Source organism: Psychrobacillus vulpis (assembly GCF_006861825.1).
GTDB classification, from domain to species: domain Bacteria; phylum Bacillota; class Bacilli; order Bacillales_A; family Planococcaceae; genus Psychrobacillus; species Psychrobacillus vulpis.
Map to the genome: position 1 here is coordinate 72330 of NZ_VDGI01000018.1, position 19535 is coordinate 91864.

A 19535-nucleotide genomic window follows, 5' to 3' on the forward strand; every position below is an offset into this window, starting at 1 on the left:
CTATTCCATATCTACACGTGAAATACCTAGTCCAGGATCTTTTGTAAATGTCATCTTACTTCCCTCGTATATAACGCCACCAACAACAAGATCTTTCGCGAGCATAAGTGGTGCATCAAAATCGAAGTATTGAATATTTGGCTGACTAGCAGCGAAATGAGCAGCAGCCGTAATCCCTATTTTTGTTTCAATCATACTCCCTACCATACACACAATTCCATTTGCCTCTGCCAGAATATTAATCTTTTTAGCATTATAAATACCGCCAGATTTCATTAATTTAATATTAATCAAATCCGCTGCTCTCATTTCTAATACTCTTTTAGCATCATTTACAGAAAAAACACTTTCATCGGCCATAATAGGTGTATCTGTATGATCTGTAACATATTTTAATCCTTCTATATCGTGCGCAAGAACAGGTTGCTCGACTAATTCAATTTCAAGTCCAGCATCCTCCATTGTTCGTATAGCTCTAACTGCTTCCTTTGCATTCCAGCCTTGGTTTGCATCCAGCCTTAGCTTTGGCACTTTCCCAATCCGGTCTCTTATTGCATGTAAGCGTGCAATATCATCTTGCATATCGCCTATACCAACTTTTACTTTCAGTACACGGAACCCTTCATTTATATACCTCTCTGCGTCATCAGCCATTTCAACTGGAGTATTCACACTTACTGTGAAATCAGTTTCAAGTGTATTGCGGTATCCTCCAAGATATTGATACAAAGGAATACCAGATTGACGTGCGATTAAATCATGAACTGCCATATCGATTGCTGCTTTTGCACTTGTATTTCTTACGAGAGACGTATTTAGCTTTTGAAAAATACGTTCACTATCGGAAAGTTGAAGTCCAATTAACTGAGGCGCTATGATTTCATTAATCGCATACTTTATACTAGCAATCGACTCACCTGTAATTACATGGGTAGGAGGTGCTTCTCCGTATCCAACAACTCCTCCACTACTTGTAATTTTCACATAAACTGAGTAAGCAGTAGTCACTGTTCGAAGCGCAGTTTTAAAAGGCTTAGTAAGCGGAATGGCTACGTCAAACGTTTCAATGGATTGAATAATCATTAGATTGTCCTCCCTTATTCAACACCTGGCAAAATGACAAGTGTCAAATTATCTGCATCTAGCTTAGCTTTTGCTCCAAGTGGAACAGCAAAATGCGGTTCGCAATGCCCTATCTTAAATCCCTTCACTGCTGGTTTTCCTAAATTGCCTAAATAATGATCTAACACTTCATCTAACGACAAAGAAATCTGACGTTTCTTTGGCTCTGCATCTTTAAAGTCTCCAATTACAAAACCAGCTGCTTCATCCAGTTTTCCAGCTTGACGAAGCTGGTTAAGCATCCCGTCTACTCGATAAGGCTCTTCACCAGTGTCTTCTATCAACAATAGCTTCCCTCTTGTATCTACTTCATACTTCGTTCCTATTCCACTTGCCAGAAGAGATAAATTCCCTCCTGTTAATTCACCTGTCACCACTCCTTCTGACAGTCGTTCGAGAGGAGAAATTGCTTCCGTGTAGTGAAGTTCCATTGGTTCAAATAACTGCTGAAACATCTTCTTCGACAAATCAGAAAAAGTATCCTTTCCGACATCGGAAGCTAACATTGGACCGTGAAAAGTAACGATATCAGAATAAACGTTCATGCCCGTATGTAAAAATGTGATATCTGAATACCCCCAGAAAATTTTTGGGTTTTCATTCATCAATTGAAAATCTATTTTATCCGTGTACCTAGCAGAACCGTATCCTCCGCCCGCACAAATAATTCCTGTTATTTCTGGATTTGCAAACATTTCGTGTAGATCTTCCAAACGTTCTTCATCCGTGCCCGCTAAATAGCCGTATACATTTTCTACGCTTTTTCCTATTTTATAAGACAATCCTAGTTCCTCTAAAAAAGTTAAAGAGCGTTTTAACTGTTCCAAGTTTGGTGGACTGGAAGGTGCAATTATTCCAATCGTATCTCCTTTTTGTAACCGTTTCGGATGTATTTTCATATTTATTTTCTCCTTTGTTTAAAGACAAAAGTGGCGGCACCTAAAAAGGCGCCGCATCTTTCTTAGAAATTGTTTTACTTAGTTATTATCCTGATTTTAGGTGCTAGCCGCTTTTTTAATTTTTGTCAGCCCATTTTAAGTCCATATAACCTACCGGATGTCTAACAATACCGGATACCGTTGATTTTTCAAGCGTTACTTGGTTGTAATAGTAGAGCGGGAATACCGGCATTTCTTCCATTAGGTATGCATCTGCCTCTATTAACATTTCCCAACGTTTTGACTCATCTGTTTCGTTTTTAATATCCGTAATTAATTTATCATATTTTGCATCTGACCAAGTTGTACGGTTCATCGAAGAACCAGTAATAAAGCTTTCTAATGCATTCACTGGATCTGCATAGTCAAATAAGAAAGAAGAACGTGATAGTTGATATTTGAATTCTTTTTGCTCTGCTGCAAACACACTTGCTTCAATATTTTGTAGAGTTACTTCTACACCTAATACTTCTTTAAATTTACTTTGAAGTGCTTCTGCAATTTTCTTATGAGAGTCACTTGTAGAATAAGTGAGTGTTACTGCTGGAAGCTCTTTGTATCCTTCTTCTGCCATCCCTTCTGCTAACAATGCTTTAGCTTTATCTGCGTCGAATCCGACAAGTTTTCCAGCAGTGTCTCTAAATTCTTTACCATCAGGGCCTATGAATCCATAAGGTACAAATCCTTCAGCTGGCTTTTCACCATTTTTCGTTACAAATTCCACCATTTCTTGCTGATTAACCGCTAACCCAAAAGCTTGACGAATTTTTTTGTTTGTAAAAGGCTCCATCGATGTATTAAAACGATAGAAGTATAGTCCTGCCTGATCCTCATTCTTCAATTCTGGATCTTTCATTAGACTTTCAGCAAGTTCAGATGGTACCCCAGATGTATCCAGCTCACCTGTTTGATACATTTGGTATTCTGTGTTGGAGTCGTTTATCATTGCCCACTCTACTTTATCTAACTTTACAGTAGATGTATCCCAGTAGTTTTCGTTTTTCGCAAATGTAAAACTTACATCATGTTTCCAATCTACTAATTTAAATGGACCATTTCCTACGAAAGTTGCTGCCTCAGCAAACCAAGTAGGATTTCCTGTTGCTACTTTTTCATTAACCGGGAAGAAACTTGGATTCGTAATAATATTTAAAAATGCTTCTGTTGGTGTATTTAGTTTTACTTCAAATACTTTTTCTTCTACCGCTTTAATGGCTACTGCTTCTGCAGTACCCGTTCCACTATTGTAAGCTTCCGCCCCTTCAATGAAATAGGCAAGAAATGCTGCTGGAGATGCAGTTTCTGGATCCAACATGTGCATCCATCCATATACAAAATCACTAGCTAAAACAGGGTCTCCATTGGACCATTTTGCATCATCACGAATAGTAAACGTATATGTTAAACCATCATCTGATACATCCACTTTCTCAGCAGTAGCTGGCTCTGCTAAATGGTCTTTTGAAAGTCTTACTAACCCCTCCATAATGTTATTTAATGCATTCCAAGATACTGCATCAAACCCTACAGATGGATCGAACGAGGTTGGTTCATTTCCGTTATTTAAATAGAGTACTTTTTCTATTTGTGTTTCTGTTTCTGTTTTTGCTTCTTCTTTTTCTCCACCTGTTTCTGTCGGCTTTTCTTTACCAGCGTCTTTTGTAGCAGTACAAGCACTTAACACAAGTGCAAAAATCGCTACTACAAAGAATATTAACCACTTCTTCATCCTAGTTCCCCCTTTGTATTGTATATGTGAATGCACTCACGCGCGCTCATCCGACCTTGATCTGTTCACAAATAATAGCAACTGAATGGACGTACATCTCCATTTCCTAGCTCCTGACCAATAGAAACTTTGTTACACATCAGTTGCTGCCGGAAGTGACGAACTTAGAATGCCTTCCTTTCCAAATGTCATTTCCTCTAGCAAAACCTTTGCACGATCATCTTGTAACCAGCAATTTACTCCATGTGCTTCGGATAATTTGGTTGTAGATGGGTATACATGGTCACAAACTTCCATTGCATAATCACATCGTGCAGTGAATGGACACCCTTTCGGAGGTGAGAACAAATCCGGTGGTGTTCCTTCGATTGGCTGTAATTCTTCTTCCATTAAGTCGAGTCTTGGAACAGAGTTCAGTAAGCCTTTTGTATAAGGATGTTCTGGAGTATAAAAAATTTCTCTTTTATTTCCGATTTCCACTATTTTTCCCGCATACATTACTGCAATTCTATCTGCAATTTTGGCTACTACCCCTAGATCATGCGTGATCAATATAATAGATATTTCTTTTCTTTGTTGAATCTCCTCGAACAATTCTAAAATCTGTGCTTGAATTGTAACATCTAATGCAGTTGTAGGTTCATCCGCAATAAGTAATTCAGGATCACAAATAAGCGCAATTGCAATTACAATACGTTGACGCATACCACCTGAAAATTGGTGTGGGAATTGTTTTAAACGCTCTTCTGGATTTGAAATTCCTACAAGTTTTAACATCTCAATTGCTTTCTTCTTTGCTTCTTGTTTCCCTATTTTTTTGTGAGTAAGGAGCCCTTCCATCAACTGCTCCCCAATCGATAGTGTTGGATTTAGCGCAGTCATTGGGTCTTGAAAAATCATCGAAATGTCTACTCCTTGTATTTTCCTTAGCTGCGACTTAGACATCTTTGTTAAATCTTTTCCTTTAAATAAAATATTTCCGTTTTTAATAATTCCAGATGGTTGGGGTATTAATCCCATAATTGCGTTAGATGTTACGCTTTTACCGCAGCCAGATTCACCTACGATTGCAAGTGTTTCTCCTTTATATAAGTCAAAGTCAACTCCTCTAACAGCCTCCACTTCACCACCGTATGTTCTAAAAGAAACTTGTAAATTATTCACTTGTAATACTTTTTCATCCGTTATCATTTTCTTTTCTTTTTTCTTACGTTCATTCACTAATTCTTACCTCCTAAGCTTCGGGTCGAGTGCGTCTTGTAAGCCGTCTCCTAGGACGTTAAAAGCAAACATCGTTAGTGAGATAAAAAATGCAGGGAAGAATAAACGCCACCAGTGGCCAGAAAGTATAACTGGTAATGCATCATTCGCCATTACACCCCAGCTTGCAAAAGGTGCTTGGATTCCTAAACCTAAAAAGCTAAGAAACGCTTCCGCAAAAATAGCACTTGGAACAGTGAGTGTCATCTGTACGATAATAGGTCCCATCGTATTCGGCAGTAAATTTTTCCTAATAATCCTTGAAGTTTTAGCACCAAAAGATTTTGAAGCCGTTACAAATTCATAGTTTTTAATCTGCAATACTTGACCTCGAACTATTCGCGCCATACCTACCCACCCAGTGACGGTCAGTGCAACGATAATTGTAGTTAGGCTTGGCCCCATTACAACCATAAGTAAAATAACAACTAACAAATGCGGCAACCCATAGAGTACCTCAATAATACGCATCATTACTGCATCTGTTCGGCCACCTTTATATCCACTGACGCCTCCATAAATAATTCCTATAAAAAAATCAATCAATGCAGCCATCACCCCAACAAATAAGGAAATGCGTGCACCATACCAAGTTCTAGTAAACACATCCCTACCAAGTTCATCTGTACCGAACCAATGCGTTGCCGAGGGAGCTTTATTTTGATTTGGTAAATCTGTTCCATCTACAGAATAAGGAGAAAAAATAGGTCCACAAATTGCGAGAAATGCAAGAATTATAAGGAAAACAAGTCCCGCCATTGCTAACTTATTTTTCCTCAATCTCCTCCAAGCGTCTTTCCAATAAGATAAGGAAGGTCTTACTACGGCTTCTGCTTTCCCTTCCTCTTTCTGTTTAGGTCGAAACCATTCGTCTTGTACATTTTGCGGGGATACCACATTTTGTGAATTCGTCATTATGCATCCCCCTCTTTCCGATGTAATTTTATTCGTGGATCTAATAATCCATATATAATATCTACAAGGAACAACATGAACACTAGAAACGCGCTATAAAACACTGTAGATCCCATTATTACGGGGTAATCACGATTATTAATGCTTTCCACAAAATATTTCCCCATTCCAGGAATAGCAAAAATTTTCTCAATGACAAAAGTTCCAGTTAAAATACCTGCAAGCATTGTTCCCATAATTGTTACAACAGGCATTAGTGCATTTCTTAAAGCGTGACGAATAACAATTCTTATAGGTGAAAGCCCTTTTGCTCTGGCCATCTTTATGTAGTCCTGAGTTAATACTTCGAGCATACTTGATCTCGTTAATCGGGCAATTATAGCGGTTGGTCCAGTTGCAAGTGCGAGTGTAGGTAATATCATATGTAGTGGACTGCTCCACGTGGCAGCAGGAAGCCACTCTAAATTTACTGCAACTTGTTGAATTAGCAGGGTGGCTAATACAAAGTTCGGTACAGAGATTCCAACGACTGCAAAGGTCATCGCTAAGTAATCTATAATTCCATTATGTCGGAGGGCAGCCAGTGTCCCAAGAATTATTCCTGACAATAAAGCGACTAATATCGTGACCATTCCAAGCTCAAAGGAAATTGGAAATCCTCTTGCAAGTAATTCATTTACCGATTCGTTCGGCTTTTTTATAGAAGGCCCAAAATCAAATGTCACAATAGACTTCAAATAATATAAATATTGAATATGCATAGGTTCATCTAGTTTATAAAATTTTTCTAAATTTGCTTGAATAGTAGGGTTAGAAGTCCGTTCGTCATCGAACGGAGAACCTGGAATTGAGTGCATTAATACGAAGGTTAAAGTAGCAATGATGAAAATAGTTGCTATCATCATGAGAAAACGTTTAATAATGTACTTCGTCATCAGCAAGTTCCCCCCTTAACAAAATTTCGTTTGCATAGCTAGCTCTACCATTACAAGCATTGCACGGTATGCTTCTAATATATCTTTCGCCTCGAACTTAACTATTGTAGTTCCTTCTATAATTTCGCATCCTGGCATAAGGGCTGCCCATTCTGCTTGACCATAGTTAACAAACTCAATTCGTAACGTAGGAGTTTTAGGTGGTATGAGAGGTTTTATTTGATCACGGTTACTAATGGCCTCCATAACCTTTTCTCTCAATAATGCATGTGCTTTTTTCGGATGCAATGTTTTAACAGCAGATCTAGAGATAGATTCTTTCACAACTGCAGTGACAACTCCAGGAATCAGTGCCTCTGCTTCCCTACACGCTCCATCATCTCCTGCAACCATAATAACTGGTACACCAAAATGGCCTGCTACATATGCATTTAATCCCAGCTCACCAATTTCTACATCGTTTATATACATATTTCTTACTCCGAATATCATTGAATGACTCATTACCCCTGGTTGTCCCGCCCTTGAATGGTAGCCAGCAAACACTGCGCCTATGTATGATGCATCCAACGATTGCACCATTGAATAAGGTTTCACGTCACCCGTTATTAAAGAAGCTTCTGGGTGTAATTCTTCTACTAAAATATTATTCATCTTAGAATGACTATCATTTACTAGAATTTCATTTACTCCCTTGGATAAAGCACCTTCCACAATCGCATTTGCTTCTTGAGTCATTATACGTCGTGCACGCTCGTAATTATGCTTATTAGAATCCACAAATGTATAGTCCGGTAATCCTGTAATACCTTCCATATCTATCGAAAGAAAAAGCTTCATAACGCGTCCCCCATATCCTTAATCTGTTATTATAAAACATTTCCAAAGGTGGAATAAATATCACTTTATCAAAATATACCGACAATTACAATATATCAAAATATTTAAATATTAATTTTTATGAGATTAACTTTACTTTTTCATCAAAAAAAGCAAATGCACTTTGAAATAAAGGCATTTGCTTGCTCATAGCAGTTAGCTTCATATGTTATCGAGGTCGGCTAGGGTAAAATTGTTATTGTGGATATCCCCCTTGTGGGAATCCTCCTTGTGGGAATCCTTGTTGCGGAAATCCCCCTTGTGGATACTGATTCATAAAAGGGTATGCTTGTTGTGGTGGATTTACGACTACATTCCGATTGGTTACTGTATAAAAATGTTGTGGCACATTGACAGTATGTTCTCGATTAACATTTACAATCGGATGAATGACAGGTTGCATTCTCGGTAAAAATGAATCGCGCACTCTATATTGTGGAGGGCATACAACTGGCTGAGCAGCTGGTTGCTGCCACGGTACTTGTTGGCATGAGTTACAATGTTTACGATATGGGTCCATACTAAATTCACCTCCTTCTTACCTTATACTAGTAAATGCAAAAAACAGTGTTTCAGATAGACAAACACCTCAATACACTACAAATAAAAAGGGAGCGTCTCTCTATAAAAGACGTTCTGTTAGACGAAATGAACATTTAGGCAATACTGCTATGATAACTATAGTAAGAGCCAAGTTTTTATACTTTTCCTATTCCTAACATTAATATTTGTGTGTGATGTTTATTACATCTAGATTCTTACTAGCTATACCCTTTTTTCGGATGGGCGTTTATCATAACTTTAACTCCAAATTTCTTTAGAAATATCCACGATGTATTTAAGTTTTTCCCATTGCTGCTCTTCTGTTTGTTGCTATGATATGGAATCTAATACAAATTGCGGGCTAATAGATGACTTTTCTAGTGGTAGAATTATAAGTTAATTATTATATAATCATTAATTTACTTCTCCAATTTTAGCAAATCTACGTACAATTAGTTTTAATATTACAGGTTTTGGAGATAACTCTGAATAAACAGAAACAGTATATCATTTGATTTCATGTCAGTATATTAGTATAGTAAGGCATTTAAACTAAATATACCTTTGAGGGGGAAATATGAAGAAACTATCCATAGTATTTTATCTTACAATGGTCTTAATCATTTTGGCCGTCGGGTATGGAGCCTTAGCACCCGAGAGTTTTGAAACAATTACCACAACCATTAAAAGTTTTGTTGCATCGACTTTTGGTTGGTACTATATGCTACTTATGACGTTTATGTTAGCGCTCAGTGTGTTTTTTATCTTGAGCCCTTATGGAAAAATCAGACTTGGGAAGGACGCAGATCGTCCTCAGTTTTCTACCATTACATGGATCTCTATGCTGTTTTCCGCAGGCATGGGTATTGGGCTTGTATTTTACGGAGCTGCTGAACCTTTATCCCATTATGCAATCAATCCTGCAACAGCAGAACCAAATACGGACGCAGCTTTTAAAGAAGCCTTCCGTCAATCTTTCTTCCATTGGGGATTTCATGTTTGGGCTATGTACGGAGTTATTGCACTGTCACTTGCTTTCTTTCAGTTCCGTAAAGGGGAACCAGGTCTAATCTCATCCACATTGAAGCCAATTTTTGGAGAAAGAATGAAAGGACCGTTTGGTATTCTTGTCGATGTACTAGCTGTTTTTGCAACAGCTTTTGGTGTCTCTACCTCGCTCGGCATTGGTGCTATTCAAATTAACGCAGGCTTAAACTACCTTTTTGGTGTGACAATTGGAATTATTCCTCAGATTATCATTATTGCTATTGTAACCGTTCTTTTTGTTGCTTCTGCATGGTCTGGGCTAAGTAAGGGTATAAAATATTTATCCAATACAAATCTAGTCCTAGCTCTTGCACTACTTGGCTTTGTCATTATCCTTGGTCCAACATTGCTTATTTTTGATATATTCACGGATTCTTTTGGGGGTTATTTGTCTAATATCGTTCAAATGAGTTTTCGTACAGCACCACTGAATGCTAGCAATCGCGAATGGCTTAATGATTGGACAATTTTCTATTGGGCATGGTGGATTTCATGGGCGCCATTTGTAAGCATGTTCATTGCTCGAGTCTCAAAGGGCCGTACGATTCGAGAATTCGTTACTGGTGTCCTTGTTGCACCTACACTACTTGGAGCAATTTGGTTTTCGGCTTTTGGTACTACTGCTATTGATATGCAAAAAAGTGGCGTTGCGGATTTAGCACAAGCTTCTACAGAGTTAACTATATTCGAAATGTTCCATTCGATGCCGTTATCGTCTATAATTTCAATTTTTGCAGTAATGCTTATCGCTTCGTTTTTCATTACATCAGCTGACTCAGCAACATTTGTTCTCGGTATGCTTTCGACAAAGGGTTCTCCGACACCTCCAAATAAAGTAAAACTTGCTTGGGGAATTACCTTATCTGTCATTGCAGTTATTTTGCTTTCAGTTAATGGCCTCGATGCGTTGCAAAATACTATCATCATCGCAGCATTACCATTCTCATTTGTAATGCTGTTAATGGTTGCATCTTTAATCATGGCTCTAAAAAGTGAAGTGAAACTTATGAAAATAAAAAAATAAATTATATAACACGTGTTAATGACAGACGAAAATACCAAGGGATAATCAATACTCCCCTGGTATTTTCACTTGTTAATTGCTATAGATTCTTTCAAGAGCTGCTTTTTGATCTGGCTTAACATTAATTTTGGAACGTATTATTTTTACTTTGTTCTCTGCTTCATCGACGTTATCAGCTAACCCTAATTCCATTAATGTGGCTACTGCAATGGTACCCGCTCTTCCTCTACCAGTTCCACAGTGGAAGTATACGTTTTTTCCTTCGTGATAAGCTTTTGTTACTTCATCTACTGCTTTTTTTATAGAAGCATCTTGATGTGGAGCATCATCCATGATCGGTTGATGAACACTTAACTCTTCTGCCGGATGATCCTTTTTTTCAGCTCTCAAGTCAAAGATGATATCAATTTTTTCGTTTTCTAATAGGTGCTGTACTCCATCTACTCCACCAACGAAAATACGATTTGGAATCAGTGATTCATAGTTTTTCTCCATTAGGCATCCTACCTTCTCGTTTTATTTTCATTATAACAGGAACTTTTTGAATGAAGAGTGTAGATTATGAGATAATAGAGGAAGATATATCCTGTGGGAGTGAGGTATTAGTATGATTCGAACGCTTGGTATAACAGCTGATTATGAAATTGTAAATGATTTTCAGCTTGAAGATATAAAGAATAATACGTTTGAATGGTATTGGGTAGACATAGGAGAACCTACGAAAGAAGAGGAAATCCTCCTTAGTTCCTTCTTTCATTTCCATCCACTTGCCATTGAAGACTGCTTACTCCGACTTCAACGTCCAAAAGTAGATTATTATGATGAGCATGCGTTTTTTGTTTTGCATACATTTAACGAAGAAACACTTGAAGCGGAAGAGCTGAACTTGTTTGTCGGTAAGGAGTTTATCGTATCCTTTCATTTTCCTCCTATGCATGAGTTAGAACAAGCACGAGATCGAATCATTCGTAATCCAAAGGGTTGGGACCGCGGTGCTATGCATGCTATGTATAATATTGTAGATAAAGTAGTCGATGCTTATTTTCCGATTATCTATAAAATTGAAGATTATTTAAATGAGATGGAAGATGAGCTTTCAGCTAGTATGCGTCATTTATCGTTGAATCAGATGTTTGACTTACGTAGCGATTTGCTCCGTTTACGTCGAACCATATTACCAATGCGAGATTTACTATACAGAATCATAAACTCTGAACGGGTAAATTTGCAACAAACAGAACGAGCCTATTTCGGAGATATTTACGATCATTTATTAAAACTAACAGACATGGTGGAGTCTAACAGAGAGTTGACGGCGGATATTCGAGATAGCCATATGTCCATCAACTCTAGTCATATGAACCGAATTATGATGATTTTAACAATAGTATCGACCGTCTTTATTCCTTTAACATTCATCGCTGGTGTGTACGGGATGAACTTTGAAAATATGCCTGAACTTAAATGGCATTATGGATATTTCATAGTCTTAGGTTTCATGGTTTTTATTGCGATTTCTATGTTTGCTTGGTTTACATTTAAAGGGTGGTTTAAGTTATTTAAAAACTGACATCCGCTTACTAAACAAAGCTCCTTCAGACTGCAGACAACAAAAAACGAGTTGTCTACAGTTTTTTTTATTTAAATAGGATAAATCAATAAGAAAATCGTTGAAACGGCTCCCTTTCCGCGGGCGTTGCCTCAGTCTCCTCGCTTCGAGGGCACTGAAAAAGTGGTTTCTAATAAATTTTTTATCAAATAGTCGTTAAGAGAATTTATCGCTTTGGCATTTGCTTTCCGCGGGCGAGAGACGAGCCTCCTCCTACGCTTCGCTTCGTGCGGGGTCTCGTCTGTCTCGCTTTCCCGCAGGAGTCTCATGCGTCGCGCTAAATTCTCTTAAATAAATACAGCAAATAGTTCCTACAAAAATACTGATTCGAGTTTTTCAGTGCCCTCCTCGCTTCGCTGTGGGGTCTTCGACTAACGCTATTCCCGCAGGAGTGTCGCCTTTTTCAATGATTTTCTAGAAATAAAAAAGTAGAGTGGGCACAGTTGGATCCCCTCTTTTGGATAACTTCGTACAATGATTCAATTCGAAGAAGAAAAACCCTGAGACTTCTGCGGAAAAACGGAGTGGCAAGACCCATCACGAGCGTATTTGGGCACTGAAAAAGTCCCTATTATTCAACTTTTACAGATGTGGTTGTCCATTAGTCCAATCAATAAGAAAATCGTTGAAATGCTCCCTTTCCGCGGGCGTTGCCTCAGTCTCCTCGCTTCGCTGTGGGGTCTCCGACCAACGCTATTCCCGCAGGAGTGTCGCCTTTTTCAATGATTTTCTAGAAATAAAAAAATTTGGAATTCTCTCCATGCGTCAAACGTTACAAGAAATTGAAATCAACATGGCTTTTCGTTAGTTTCTAGGAATTTATGAGCGTCATTTTCATTGAAATAGCTAATTTTGTCAGCTCCTTATTGATTGGACGTCCAATAGTAAAACAAAGCAACAAAAGACAATTTTTCTGTTTGCGATAAATCCTGTGCGAGCGATACGTGAACATTCATCGCCTGTACTTCAAATGCCGGGTGTGTAGCATATGGGAACATTCCAAAACGGTACGTTGCGAGGCGTTTTCCGTTTATATCATTGATATCAATATCTCCATACATACTCTTTGCTTCCATTTGATGCGTTTTTTCATTGTTTGCATCGAAAATAATTGCTCTGTTCTTCACTGAGACCGTTGGTAGAACGATAGTGGATTTATGTGATTTTGTGTGATCATTCACTTTTATTTGCATAAACCGAAGTTTGTTTTTTATTGTAAATTGACATACTAGTTTCCCGTCCATTGATTTCAAGTCGTATGTAATAGGAAAGAACATGCCTCCCTTTAATATTGCAAACACAGATAACTTGCGTATTAATGGAAAATCTTCAGAAGGTGAAATCTTGTAAAGTCGTTCTCCTGTACTCGAAACTAAGTAACTTTGAGGAATTATCGATACGTCTCGCTGAAAGTTAAGTTCTTTAACTGGGAAGTCAACTGAATAAAATCGAGTGTCTACTTTCTCCTCATTTGGCAATTTATCTGCTGCATTTTGAAAGAAAAAAGAAGTACCGAATAAAATTAATAGTGTAAATCCCGTTATAAAATTCGTCTCAAAGTCATTCCACATTACATCTCGAAAGATAATTATCAACACTAAATAAATAGCTAAAGTAAGTAACGATCCAAGCTTTGTATACTTTGCGGTTCGTTCATATATATGCTTCATGTTCAATACCCCTTCCTCCCTTATGAATACGAATGAAAGTTAGAAATAGTTTCATAAGTTCACGATAGAAGTAGTAGCAATAAAAAATACCTTTGAGAAGTTATTAGACAACCCCTCAAAGGTATTTTTTACTCGATTGCTCGACCAAACATTTTTTTTAAGAAATAGGCTAGCACGTATAAACAAACTAATACAAAAACAATTAATAATATTAATTCTAAAGTTGATGATAGACTAAATGGTTGCAAGAATATACGAAATAATACGAGTAGATAAATTGTACCTGCGATGCCTGCTAGTATTACAACTCCTATTATGGAGAGTTGTACGTATGTGAGCTTTCTTATGTGACTTCGATTTCTAATGACTTCCAAAATGATAGCAAGTCCTATTATCGTAAACGTTACAATTAATTCACTAAAATACACAGAATTTATAATATATAAGGCAAGCAGTACAATCATAATATACTTATAAAATTCGTCTATTTGCTTCAGCACGTAGTCACATCCTATAATTTTAATATTTCATATCTAGTCTTTGTCTACGATGTGCACGTCTAGCAGGACCTGTTTCAAATAAGCGAGTCTCTTCTTCCGTTTCCGGATGGATTCCAGGTACAGGTACTGGATTCCCGTTGTCATCCACAGCAACCATTGTCACAAAAGACTCTGTAGTTAGTTTTTCTGCTCCAGTTATTAGGTTCGTGGAGGTCACTCGAACATAGACTTCCATAGACGAACGACCTGTAGAAGAAACGACTGCCTCTAACTCAAGTACATCCCCAACTTTTGCGGAAGAAAGAAAGTCAACAGAGTCAATAGAAGCTGTTACTACAGCTCCTTTTGCATGTTTCATAGACGAAATAGCTGCAATTTCATCAATGTAGGCCAATACTTTTCCACCGAAAATTGTTTGGTGATGATTAGTATCTGGTGGAAGGATTAAATGGGTTTGTATTGTTCTAGATTGACTCATTGGATTTGTGTTCATGATGTATTGCTCCCTTTATTGTATGTTTTTTCGGTTAATCAAATGATGTTTTCATCGAAATTAACTTTAATTCCGTCATTTCTTCTACTGCATACTTCACGCCTTCACGGCCGTACCCACTCATTTTTACCCCACCATACGGCATATTGTCAATACGAAAAGTTGGAATATCATTAATAATAACTGCTCCTGCTTGAATTTCGTTCGTCGCATGCATAGCATCCATTATATTTGGCGTAAATATACCTGCGTTTAATCCAAAGTCGGAATCATTTACAAGATCAATAGCTTCATTTAAGTTTTTATACGGCAAAACGGAAACAATTGGTGCAAAAACTTCTTTGCAAACAACAGACATCTCTTTTGTAACATTCGTAAGCACAGTGGGGGACATTGTACGTTCTGTAAAATCTCCACCTGTGGCTACATTCGCACCTTGTTCGATTGCTTCCTCTATCCATTCACGGATTCTACTAACTTCCTTTGGATTGATCATAGCACTAATATCTGTTGTTTCATTCAAAGGATCTCCAACAATTAGGTTTCTAGTTTCTTCTGTAAATAACTGAACAAATTCTGTATAAATAGATTCTTGCACGTAAATTCTTTGTAATGAAATACATACTTGACCAGCAAATCCAAACGCACCATCTACACATCTTTTAATAATTTTATTCAGAGGTACTCCAGGCTCTACAATAAGAGCTGAATTACTTCCAAGTTCTAGTGTAATTTTACGTAGACCAATTTTTTCTTTAATAGATAATCCCACAGGTACACTTCCTGTAAATGTAACTTTCTTAACTGCTGGATGTGTTGTTAATACTTCACTTAGTTCACTACCACTTCCTGTTACAATTTGGAGTGCACCATCAGGAAGACCTGCTTGTTTAAAAATTTCAGCGAGAACTAGGGCACTTCTTGGTGTTGCTGAAGAAGGCTTCAACACAACCGTATTTCCTACCGCAAAAGCTGGTCCTAGCTTATGTGCAATTAAATTGGCTGGAAAATTGAATGGCGAGATAGCAGATACTACTCCAATTGCTTCTCTTCTCGTCCAACCTATTCTGCCTCCTGCTCCAGGTGCGGCATCCATAGGAATAGTTTCACCTTGAATTTGCTTAGCTGCTTCTGCTGAAAATTGATACGTAGCAATTGTGCGATCATATTCTGCCCTGGCTGCCTTCAAAGGCTTCCCAGCTTCTTCTGATAAAATACGTGCAAGCTCTTCTTTTCTTTCTCGAAGAATTTCCACCACTTTGTATAATAACTCTGCCCGATCGTACGCCGTCCATTTTTTAAAAGAAGAAAAAGCAATCTCTGCACCTTCAATTGCCCTTTGGACATCCTCTTTTGTTGCTTTTGCTACGTTCCCTATTACTTTTCCAGTGTAAGGAGCTATTAACTCGGTAAAATTAGTTGTTTTCTCCCATGCTCCATTTATCCAAATATGCCCATCCATCATTTATCCTGCACCTCCATTTTAGGTTAGTATATCACGACGGTTAGTTAGAGTTAGATGATACTGCAACACTCGTTGCTGCCATTGTTGAAATCATCATGGCTTGTTGTGCTTGAAGGAGCATTTCAAGTGATGTTGCCATTGAAATTGCTGCTGTTGCGTATGCTTCTTTTGAAGCTCTCATTTCCCAACCTAGCGCTATAGGTAATGCACTTTCTTTATACCAAGCAAATAACTTCATATTAGCTAGTGACTCATAAGTTGTAACGATTGCATTTAATTGGTCTTCATTCATTTTTAAAACGGCCATAAATCCAATCATTGGATATTGTGGCATCGAAGTTTTGATTTTTACACTTTTTAGTCCATCGCGAATAACGACTGCTCGCGATACTAAATCTTCTTCATAGTTAGGATTTGTATATGTTAGTACTTGGGACATCCATTGTAACTCGTTACCTACATAAAACTTATGCTGCTTTAAATCTTGATAGTATCTATTCATTGTTTCTGCACGAACTGCAGTGTCTCCTTCTAGTTTTCCTAAAAACATCGCATAGGGATAGTCGTCGGCTGAAGTTAAAAACCGATGATGCTTTTTCATATCAGCCATTAGTTGTCTCGCTCGTTCCATTTCATTTGGCCATGTTTCCTTTTCATTGGACATTAGTAAAGCTGCTAAATAGGTATAGCTATTGACTTTAAATGAAGCCTTTTTTAAAGCCTCTACTTTCTCAAGCAATATATCTACTGCTTGTATTGGTTCTAGACCACTTGTATCTAATGTTGCAACGAAAAGTGGATGTAAATGAGATCTTAAAGGAGAAAAAATACCCGCCTTTTTCTTTATATATCCTTCTATTTCCCTAAATCTTCCTTCATCAAACTCTTTACCTAGTGTTACATAGAAACCTGCAAGCGATAAAGTTACTCGTTTATCTACACTCCATCCTACAACTTTTTTTAACTCTTTAAATGTATTTTCTATTTTTTGATTAATCGTCATATCCGCCCACTCCTTTTCTTTTTTTACGCTGTTTACTCTGAAATAGTTTCACTTTTTGTTATACTTATTTTATAAGAAAAGTAGGTGACAATTATGCGTATAAACAAATTTTTAAGTGAAGCTGGAATCATTTCTAGACGTGGAGCAGATAAGTGGGTCACGGATGGAAGAGTAACCATTAATGGTAAAATTGCTGAGCTTGGAAGCAAAGTGGAGGCAGGTGATGATGTTCAGGTAGATGGTAAACCAATTGTTGTAGAACAACCATTAGTATATCTTGTGCTAAACAAACCTGTCGGAATAACAAGCACAACTGAACGTCATGTCAAAGGAAATATTGTAGATTTTGTCAATCATCCCCTTCGAATTTTTCACATTGGACGACTTGATAAAGACTCCGATGGTTTAATACTATTGACGAATGACGGTGATATTGTAAATGAAATATTACGTGCAGAAAATAAACACGAAAAAGAATATATTGTTACCGTTAATGAAAAAATAACTGATTCTTTTCTAGAAAAAATGGCCGCTGGCGTGAAAATATTAGGAATTAAAACACTTCCATGTAAGGTAAAGAAATTAGGTCCAAACACATTTAATATTATTCTTACCCAAGGATTAAACAGACAAATAAGAAGAATGTGTTCAGCACTTGGTTTCACCGTAAAAAGACTTCAACGCATTCGTATAATGAACATTACTCTTGAAGGCTTGGCTATCGGAGAGTGGAGAGAATTAACCGAATTAGAAAAAAAAGAATTATTTACAACACTTAACTATTCAGCAAAGAGATAAGTATCTTTAGTTCAAGCAAGAAATGACTGCAAAGTTAGAAAGCCGATCACACTTGACATAAAACCAAATGGTTTCGTATTATCATTAATTTACGAAACCATTTGGTTTTATTTTTTAGAAAGAAGGAATTTTTAAATGGAAAATATGCTACAAGATATTAAGCAAACAGTTGTTTTAAATGCCCCAGTACAAAAAGTTTGGGAAACTGTATCAACTTCAGAAGGCATTGCTACTTGGTTCATGCCAAATGATTTCCAATTAGAAGTTGGATATGAATTCCACGTACAATCACCTTTTGGCCCATCTCCTTGTAAAGTGACAGAAGTAAATCCTCCAAATCAACTTTCATTTACTTGGGATACGGATGGGAAGGTATTGTACAAGACCGTCTTCGAAAGGTTGTTGAAAACTAAGTGTCTTCTTTAGCGCAAAAGTATGATGTATTTCAAGCAATAGCTGATCCTACTCGAAGAGAAGTTTTGAGATTACTTGCGGAGAAAGAGCTGCCTATCTCAGAAATCTCTTCTCATTTTCCAATGAGTCGAACTGCTATCGCCAAACATCTTCATATACTTTCCGAAGCTGAACTAGTGTGTGGGAAAAAAGTGGGTAGAGAAAAAAGGTATCGACTACAACCAGAGTCTCTAAAAGAATTAAAAGACTGGCTTTCTTACTATGAACAATTTTGGAATAACAAACTTTCTATTCTTAAATATGTAGTAGAAAACGACTGATAGCAATTAGAACCAAACAGAGCGCCTAAATAGATGTCGGTCTCAGACTTTAGATAAACTCAAAAAACGAGTTGTCTATAGTATTTTATTTTTAAATAGGGTAGATCAGGTTTTCCGAAGCTTTCCGCGGGTGAGCGCTTGGGCAAACACGATGTTGGTCATGAAGGAGTTGAAACCCACATTATGTGTGGTGTGCTACCGTGCCACGGGTTATGGAGAAAATTTTTGCCAAATGGGGTTGTTCAAAAAACCAATAAATAAGAAAATCGTTGAAACGGCTCCCTTTCCGGAGGCCACTGAAAAACCAAAATTCAGAAAATAAAGTCACCACTTGAGAAGTATATTTGTATCAAAATTGGCATGACGTCCCCATAAACACCCTAAAAAGTGAAGGAATTATGGGATTTCGTTTTTATTTTTTGAAAAAAAGTGACTTTTTCAGTGGCCTCCCTTTCCGTGGGCGTTGCCTCAGCCTCCTCGCTTCGCTCCGGGGTCTTCGACTAACGCTATTCCCGCAGGAGTGTCGCCTTTTCCAACGATTTTCTAGAAAAGAATATAGTAGCTAAAAAATAGAGAATCTCACTTTTCCCACTGAGTCTATCAGACGCTTCTCCCATCATTAGCTGCGAGACTCCTGCGGAGATGATCCAATATCCCGCACGAGCTTGCGAGGAGGAGGCTTGGCGCTTCGTCTGCGGATAGCGAGTGGTTTTTTCCGGACTTAATTTGTCTTAATTTTATTTTATAAAACATACTAAGATTAGTAGTGCAGACCAAGGCATTGGTTCGTACTACTATTTTTTATATAGTAAAAGTGAAGAATAGGTCGAAGTCTTTTTGGGATCTTGAATCCGTTATTAAAACAGACCTA

General features: G+C 37.6%; 18 protein-coding genes and 1 pseudogene. 5 read left to right on the plus strand and 14 right to left on the minus strand.

All coding sequences use genetic code 11. From position 1 onward, the window contains the following. From FG384_RS15320 to FG384_RS15355, 8 genes are all read right to left on the minus strand, one after another. Complete coding sequence (locus FG384_RS15320) at window positions 1–1083, minus strand: mandelate racemase/muconate lactonizing enzyme family protein (protein ID WP_142643494.1); 1083 nt, start codon at window positions 1081–1083, stop codon at window positions 1–3. A 14-nt stretch (window positions 1084–1097) separates the two neighbouring features. After that, a complete protein-coding gene (locus tag FG384_RS15325; protein ID WP_142643496.1) occupies window positions 1098–2021 on the minus strand; it encodes a S66 peptidase family protein in 924 nt (307 codons plus the stop codon). A gap of 115 nt (window positions 2022–2136) precedes the next feature. Beyond that, complete coding sequence (locus FG384_RS15330; protein WP_142643498.1) at window positions 2137–3789, minus strand: peptide ABC transporter substrate-binding protein; 1653 nt, start codon at window positions 3787–3789, stop codon at window positions 2137–2139. Between the two features lie 132 nt (window positions 3790–3921). Beyond that, window positions 3922–4980, minus strand: a complete 1059-nt coding sequence (locus FG384_RS15335) for an ABC transporter ATP-binding protein (RefSeq protein ID WP_142643534.1) — start codon at window positions 4978–4980, stop codon at window positions 3922–3924. Window positions 4981–5016: 36 nt separating this feature from the next. Further along, a complete protein-coding gene (locus FG384_RS15340) occupies window positions 5017–5964 on the minus strand; it encodes an ABC transporter permease (RefSeq protein ID WP_142643500.1) in 948 nt (315 codons plus the stop codon). Further along, window positions 5964–6899 carry an ABC transporter permease gene (locus FG384_RS15345; RefSeq protein WP_142643502.1) on the minus strand — a complete coding sequence of 312 codons (936 nt, stop codon included), beginning with the start codon at window positions 6897–6899 and terminating at the stop codon, window positions 5964–5966. The genes FG384_RS15340 and FG384_RS15345 overlap by 1 nt, the downstream gene beginning before the upstream one ends. 15 nt (window positions 6900–6914) lie before the next feature. Continuing rightward, the gene (locus tag FG384_RS15350) at window positions 6915–7739 is read right to left on the minus strand and encodes a M55 family metallopeptidase (RefSeq protein ID WP_142643504.1); all 825 of its coding nucleotides are present in this window, start codon (window positions 7737–7739) and stop codon (window positions 6915–6917) included. A 235-nt stretch (window positions 7740–7974) separates the two neighbouring features. Continuing rightward, a complete protein-coding gene (locus tag FG384_RS15355; RefSeq protein WP_142643506.1) occupies window positions 7975–8298 on the minus strand; it encodes a hypothetical protein in 324 nt (107 codons plus the stop codon). 600 nt (window positions 8299–8898) lie between these two features. On the opposite strand from FG384_RS15355, the gene FG384_RS15360 reads away from it, so the two are divergent. Next, complete coding sequence (locus tag FG384_RS15360) at window positions 8899–10392, plus strand: glycine betaine uptake BCCT transporter (protein WP_142643508.1); 1494 nt, start codon at window positions 8899–8901, stop codon at window positions 10390–10392. Window positions 10393–10464: 72 nt separating this feature from the next. On the opposite strand, the gene FG384_RS15365 is transcribed toward FG384_RS15360, so the two are convergent. Continuing rightward, window positions 10465–10887: a protein-tyrosine phosphatase family protein gene (locus FG384_RS15365; protein WP_142643511.1), complete on the minus strand. Its 423-nt coding sequence runs from the start codon at window positions 10885–10887 to the stop codon at window positions 10465–10467. 112 nt (window positions 10888–10999) lie between these two features. Here FG384_RS15365 and corA point away from each other — a divergent pair, with 112 nt between their 5' ends. Beyond that, a complete protein-coding gene (gene corA / locus FG384_RS15370) occupies window positions 11000–11962 on the plus strand; it encodes a magnesium/cobalt transporter CorA (protein ID WP_142643513.1) in 963 nt (320 codons plus the stop codon). A 902-nt stretch (window positions 11963–12864) separates the two neighbouring features. On the opposite strand, the gene FG384_RS15375 is transcribed toward corA, so the two are convergent. The 5 genes from FG384_RS15375 to FG384_RS15395 all read right to left on the minus strand — a co-directional run bounded on the left by FG384_RS15375 (window position 12865) and on the right by FG384_RS15395 (window position 17132). Next, complete coding sequence (locus FG384_RS15375; protein ID WP_142643514.1) at window positions 12865–13677, minus strand: hypothetical protein; 813 nt, start codon at window positions 13675–13677, stop codon at window positions 12865–12867. Between the two features lie 122 nt (window positions 13678–13799). Then, entirely contained in the window at window positions 13800–14171 is a 372-nt protein-coding gene (locus tag FG384_RS15380; protein ID WP_142643516.1) for a hypothetical protein, read from the minus strand. Window positions 14172–14190: 19 nt separating this feature from the next. Continuing rightward, window positions 14191–14664 (minus strand): acyl-CoA thioesterase, encoded by a 474-nt coding sequence (locus FG384_RS15385; RefSeq protein WP_142643518.1) that lies wholly within the window; start codon window positions 14662–14664, stop codon window positions 14191–14193. Between the two features lie 34 nt (window positions 14665–14698). Beyond that, window positions 14699–16129, minus strand: coding sequence for an aldehyde dehydrogenase family protein (locus tag FG384_RS15390; RefSeq protein ID WP_142643520.1), 1431 nt, complete (start codon window positions 16127–16129; stop codon window positions 14699–14701). A gap of 40 nt (window positions 16130–16169) precedes the next feature. Continuing rightward, window positions 16170–17132 carry a DUF4003 family protein gene (locus FG384_RS15395; protein ID WP_142643522.1) on the minus strand — a complete coding sequence of 321 codons (963 nt, stop codon included), beginning with the start codon at window positions 17130–17132 and terminating at the stop codon, window positions 16170–16172. Between the two features lie 93 nt (window positions 17133–17225). Here FG384_RS15395 and rluF point away from each other — a divergent pair, with 93 nt between their 5' ends. The 3 genes and pseudogenes from rluF to FG384_RS15410 all read left to right on the plus strand — a co-directional run bounded on the left by rluF (window position 17226) and on the right by FG384_RS15410 (window position 18664). Further along, the gene (rluF, locus tag FG384_RS15400; RefSeq protein WP_142643524.1) at window positions 17226–17930 is read left to right on the plus strand and encodes a 23S rRNA pseudouridine(2604) synthase RluF; all 705 of its coding nucleotides are present in this window, start codon (window positions 17226–17228) and stop codon (window positions 17928–17930) included. A gap of 135 nt (window positions 17931–18065) precedes the next feature. After that, a pseudogene (locus FG384_RS15405) lies at window positions 18066–18308 on the plus strand (SRPBCC family protein); the annotation flags it as partial. A gap of 35 nt (window positions 18309–18343) precedes the next feature. Further along, window positions 18344–18664, plus strand: a complete 321-nt coding sequence (locus FG384_RS15410) for an ArsR/SmtB family transcription factor (protein ID WP_142643528.1) — start codon at window positions 18344–18346, stop codon at window positions 18662–18664. Window positions 18665–19535 lie beyond the last annotated feature (871 nt).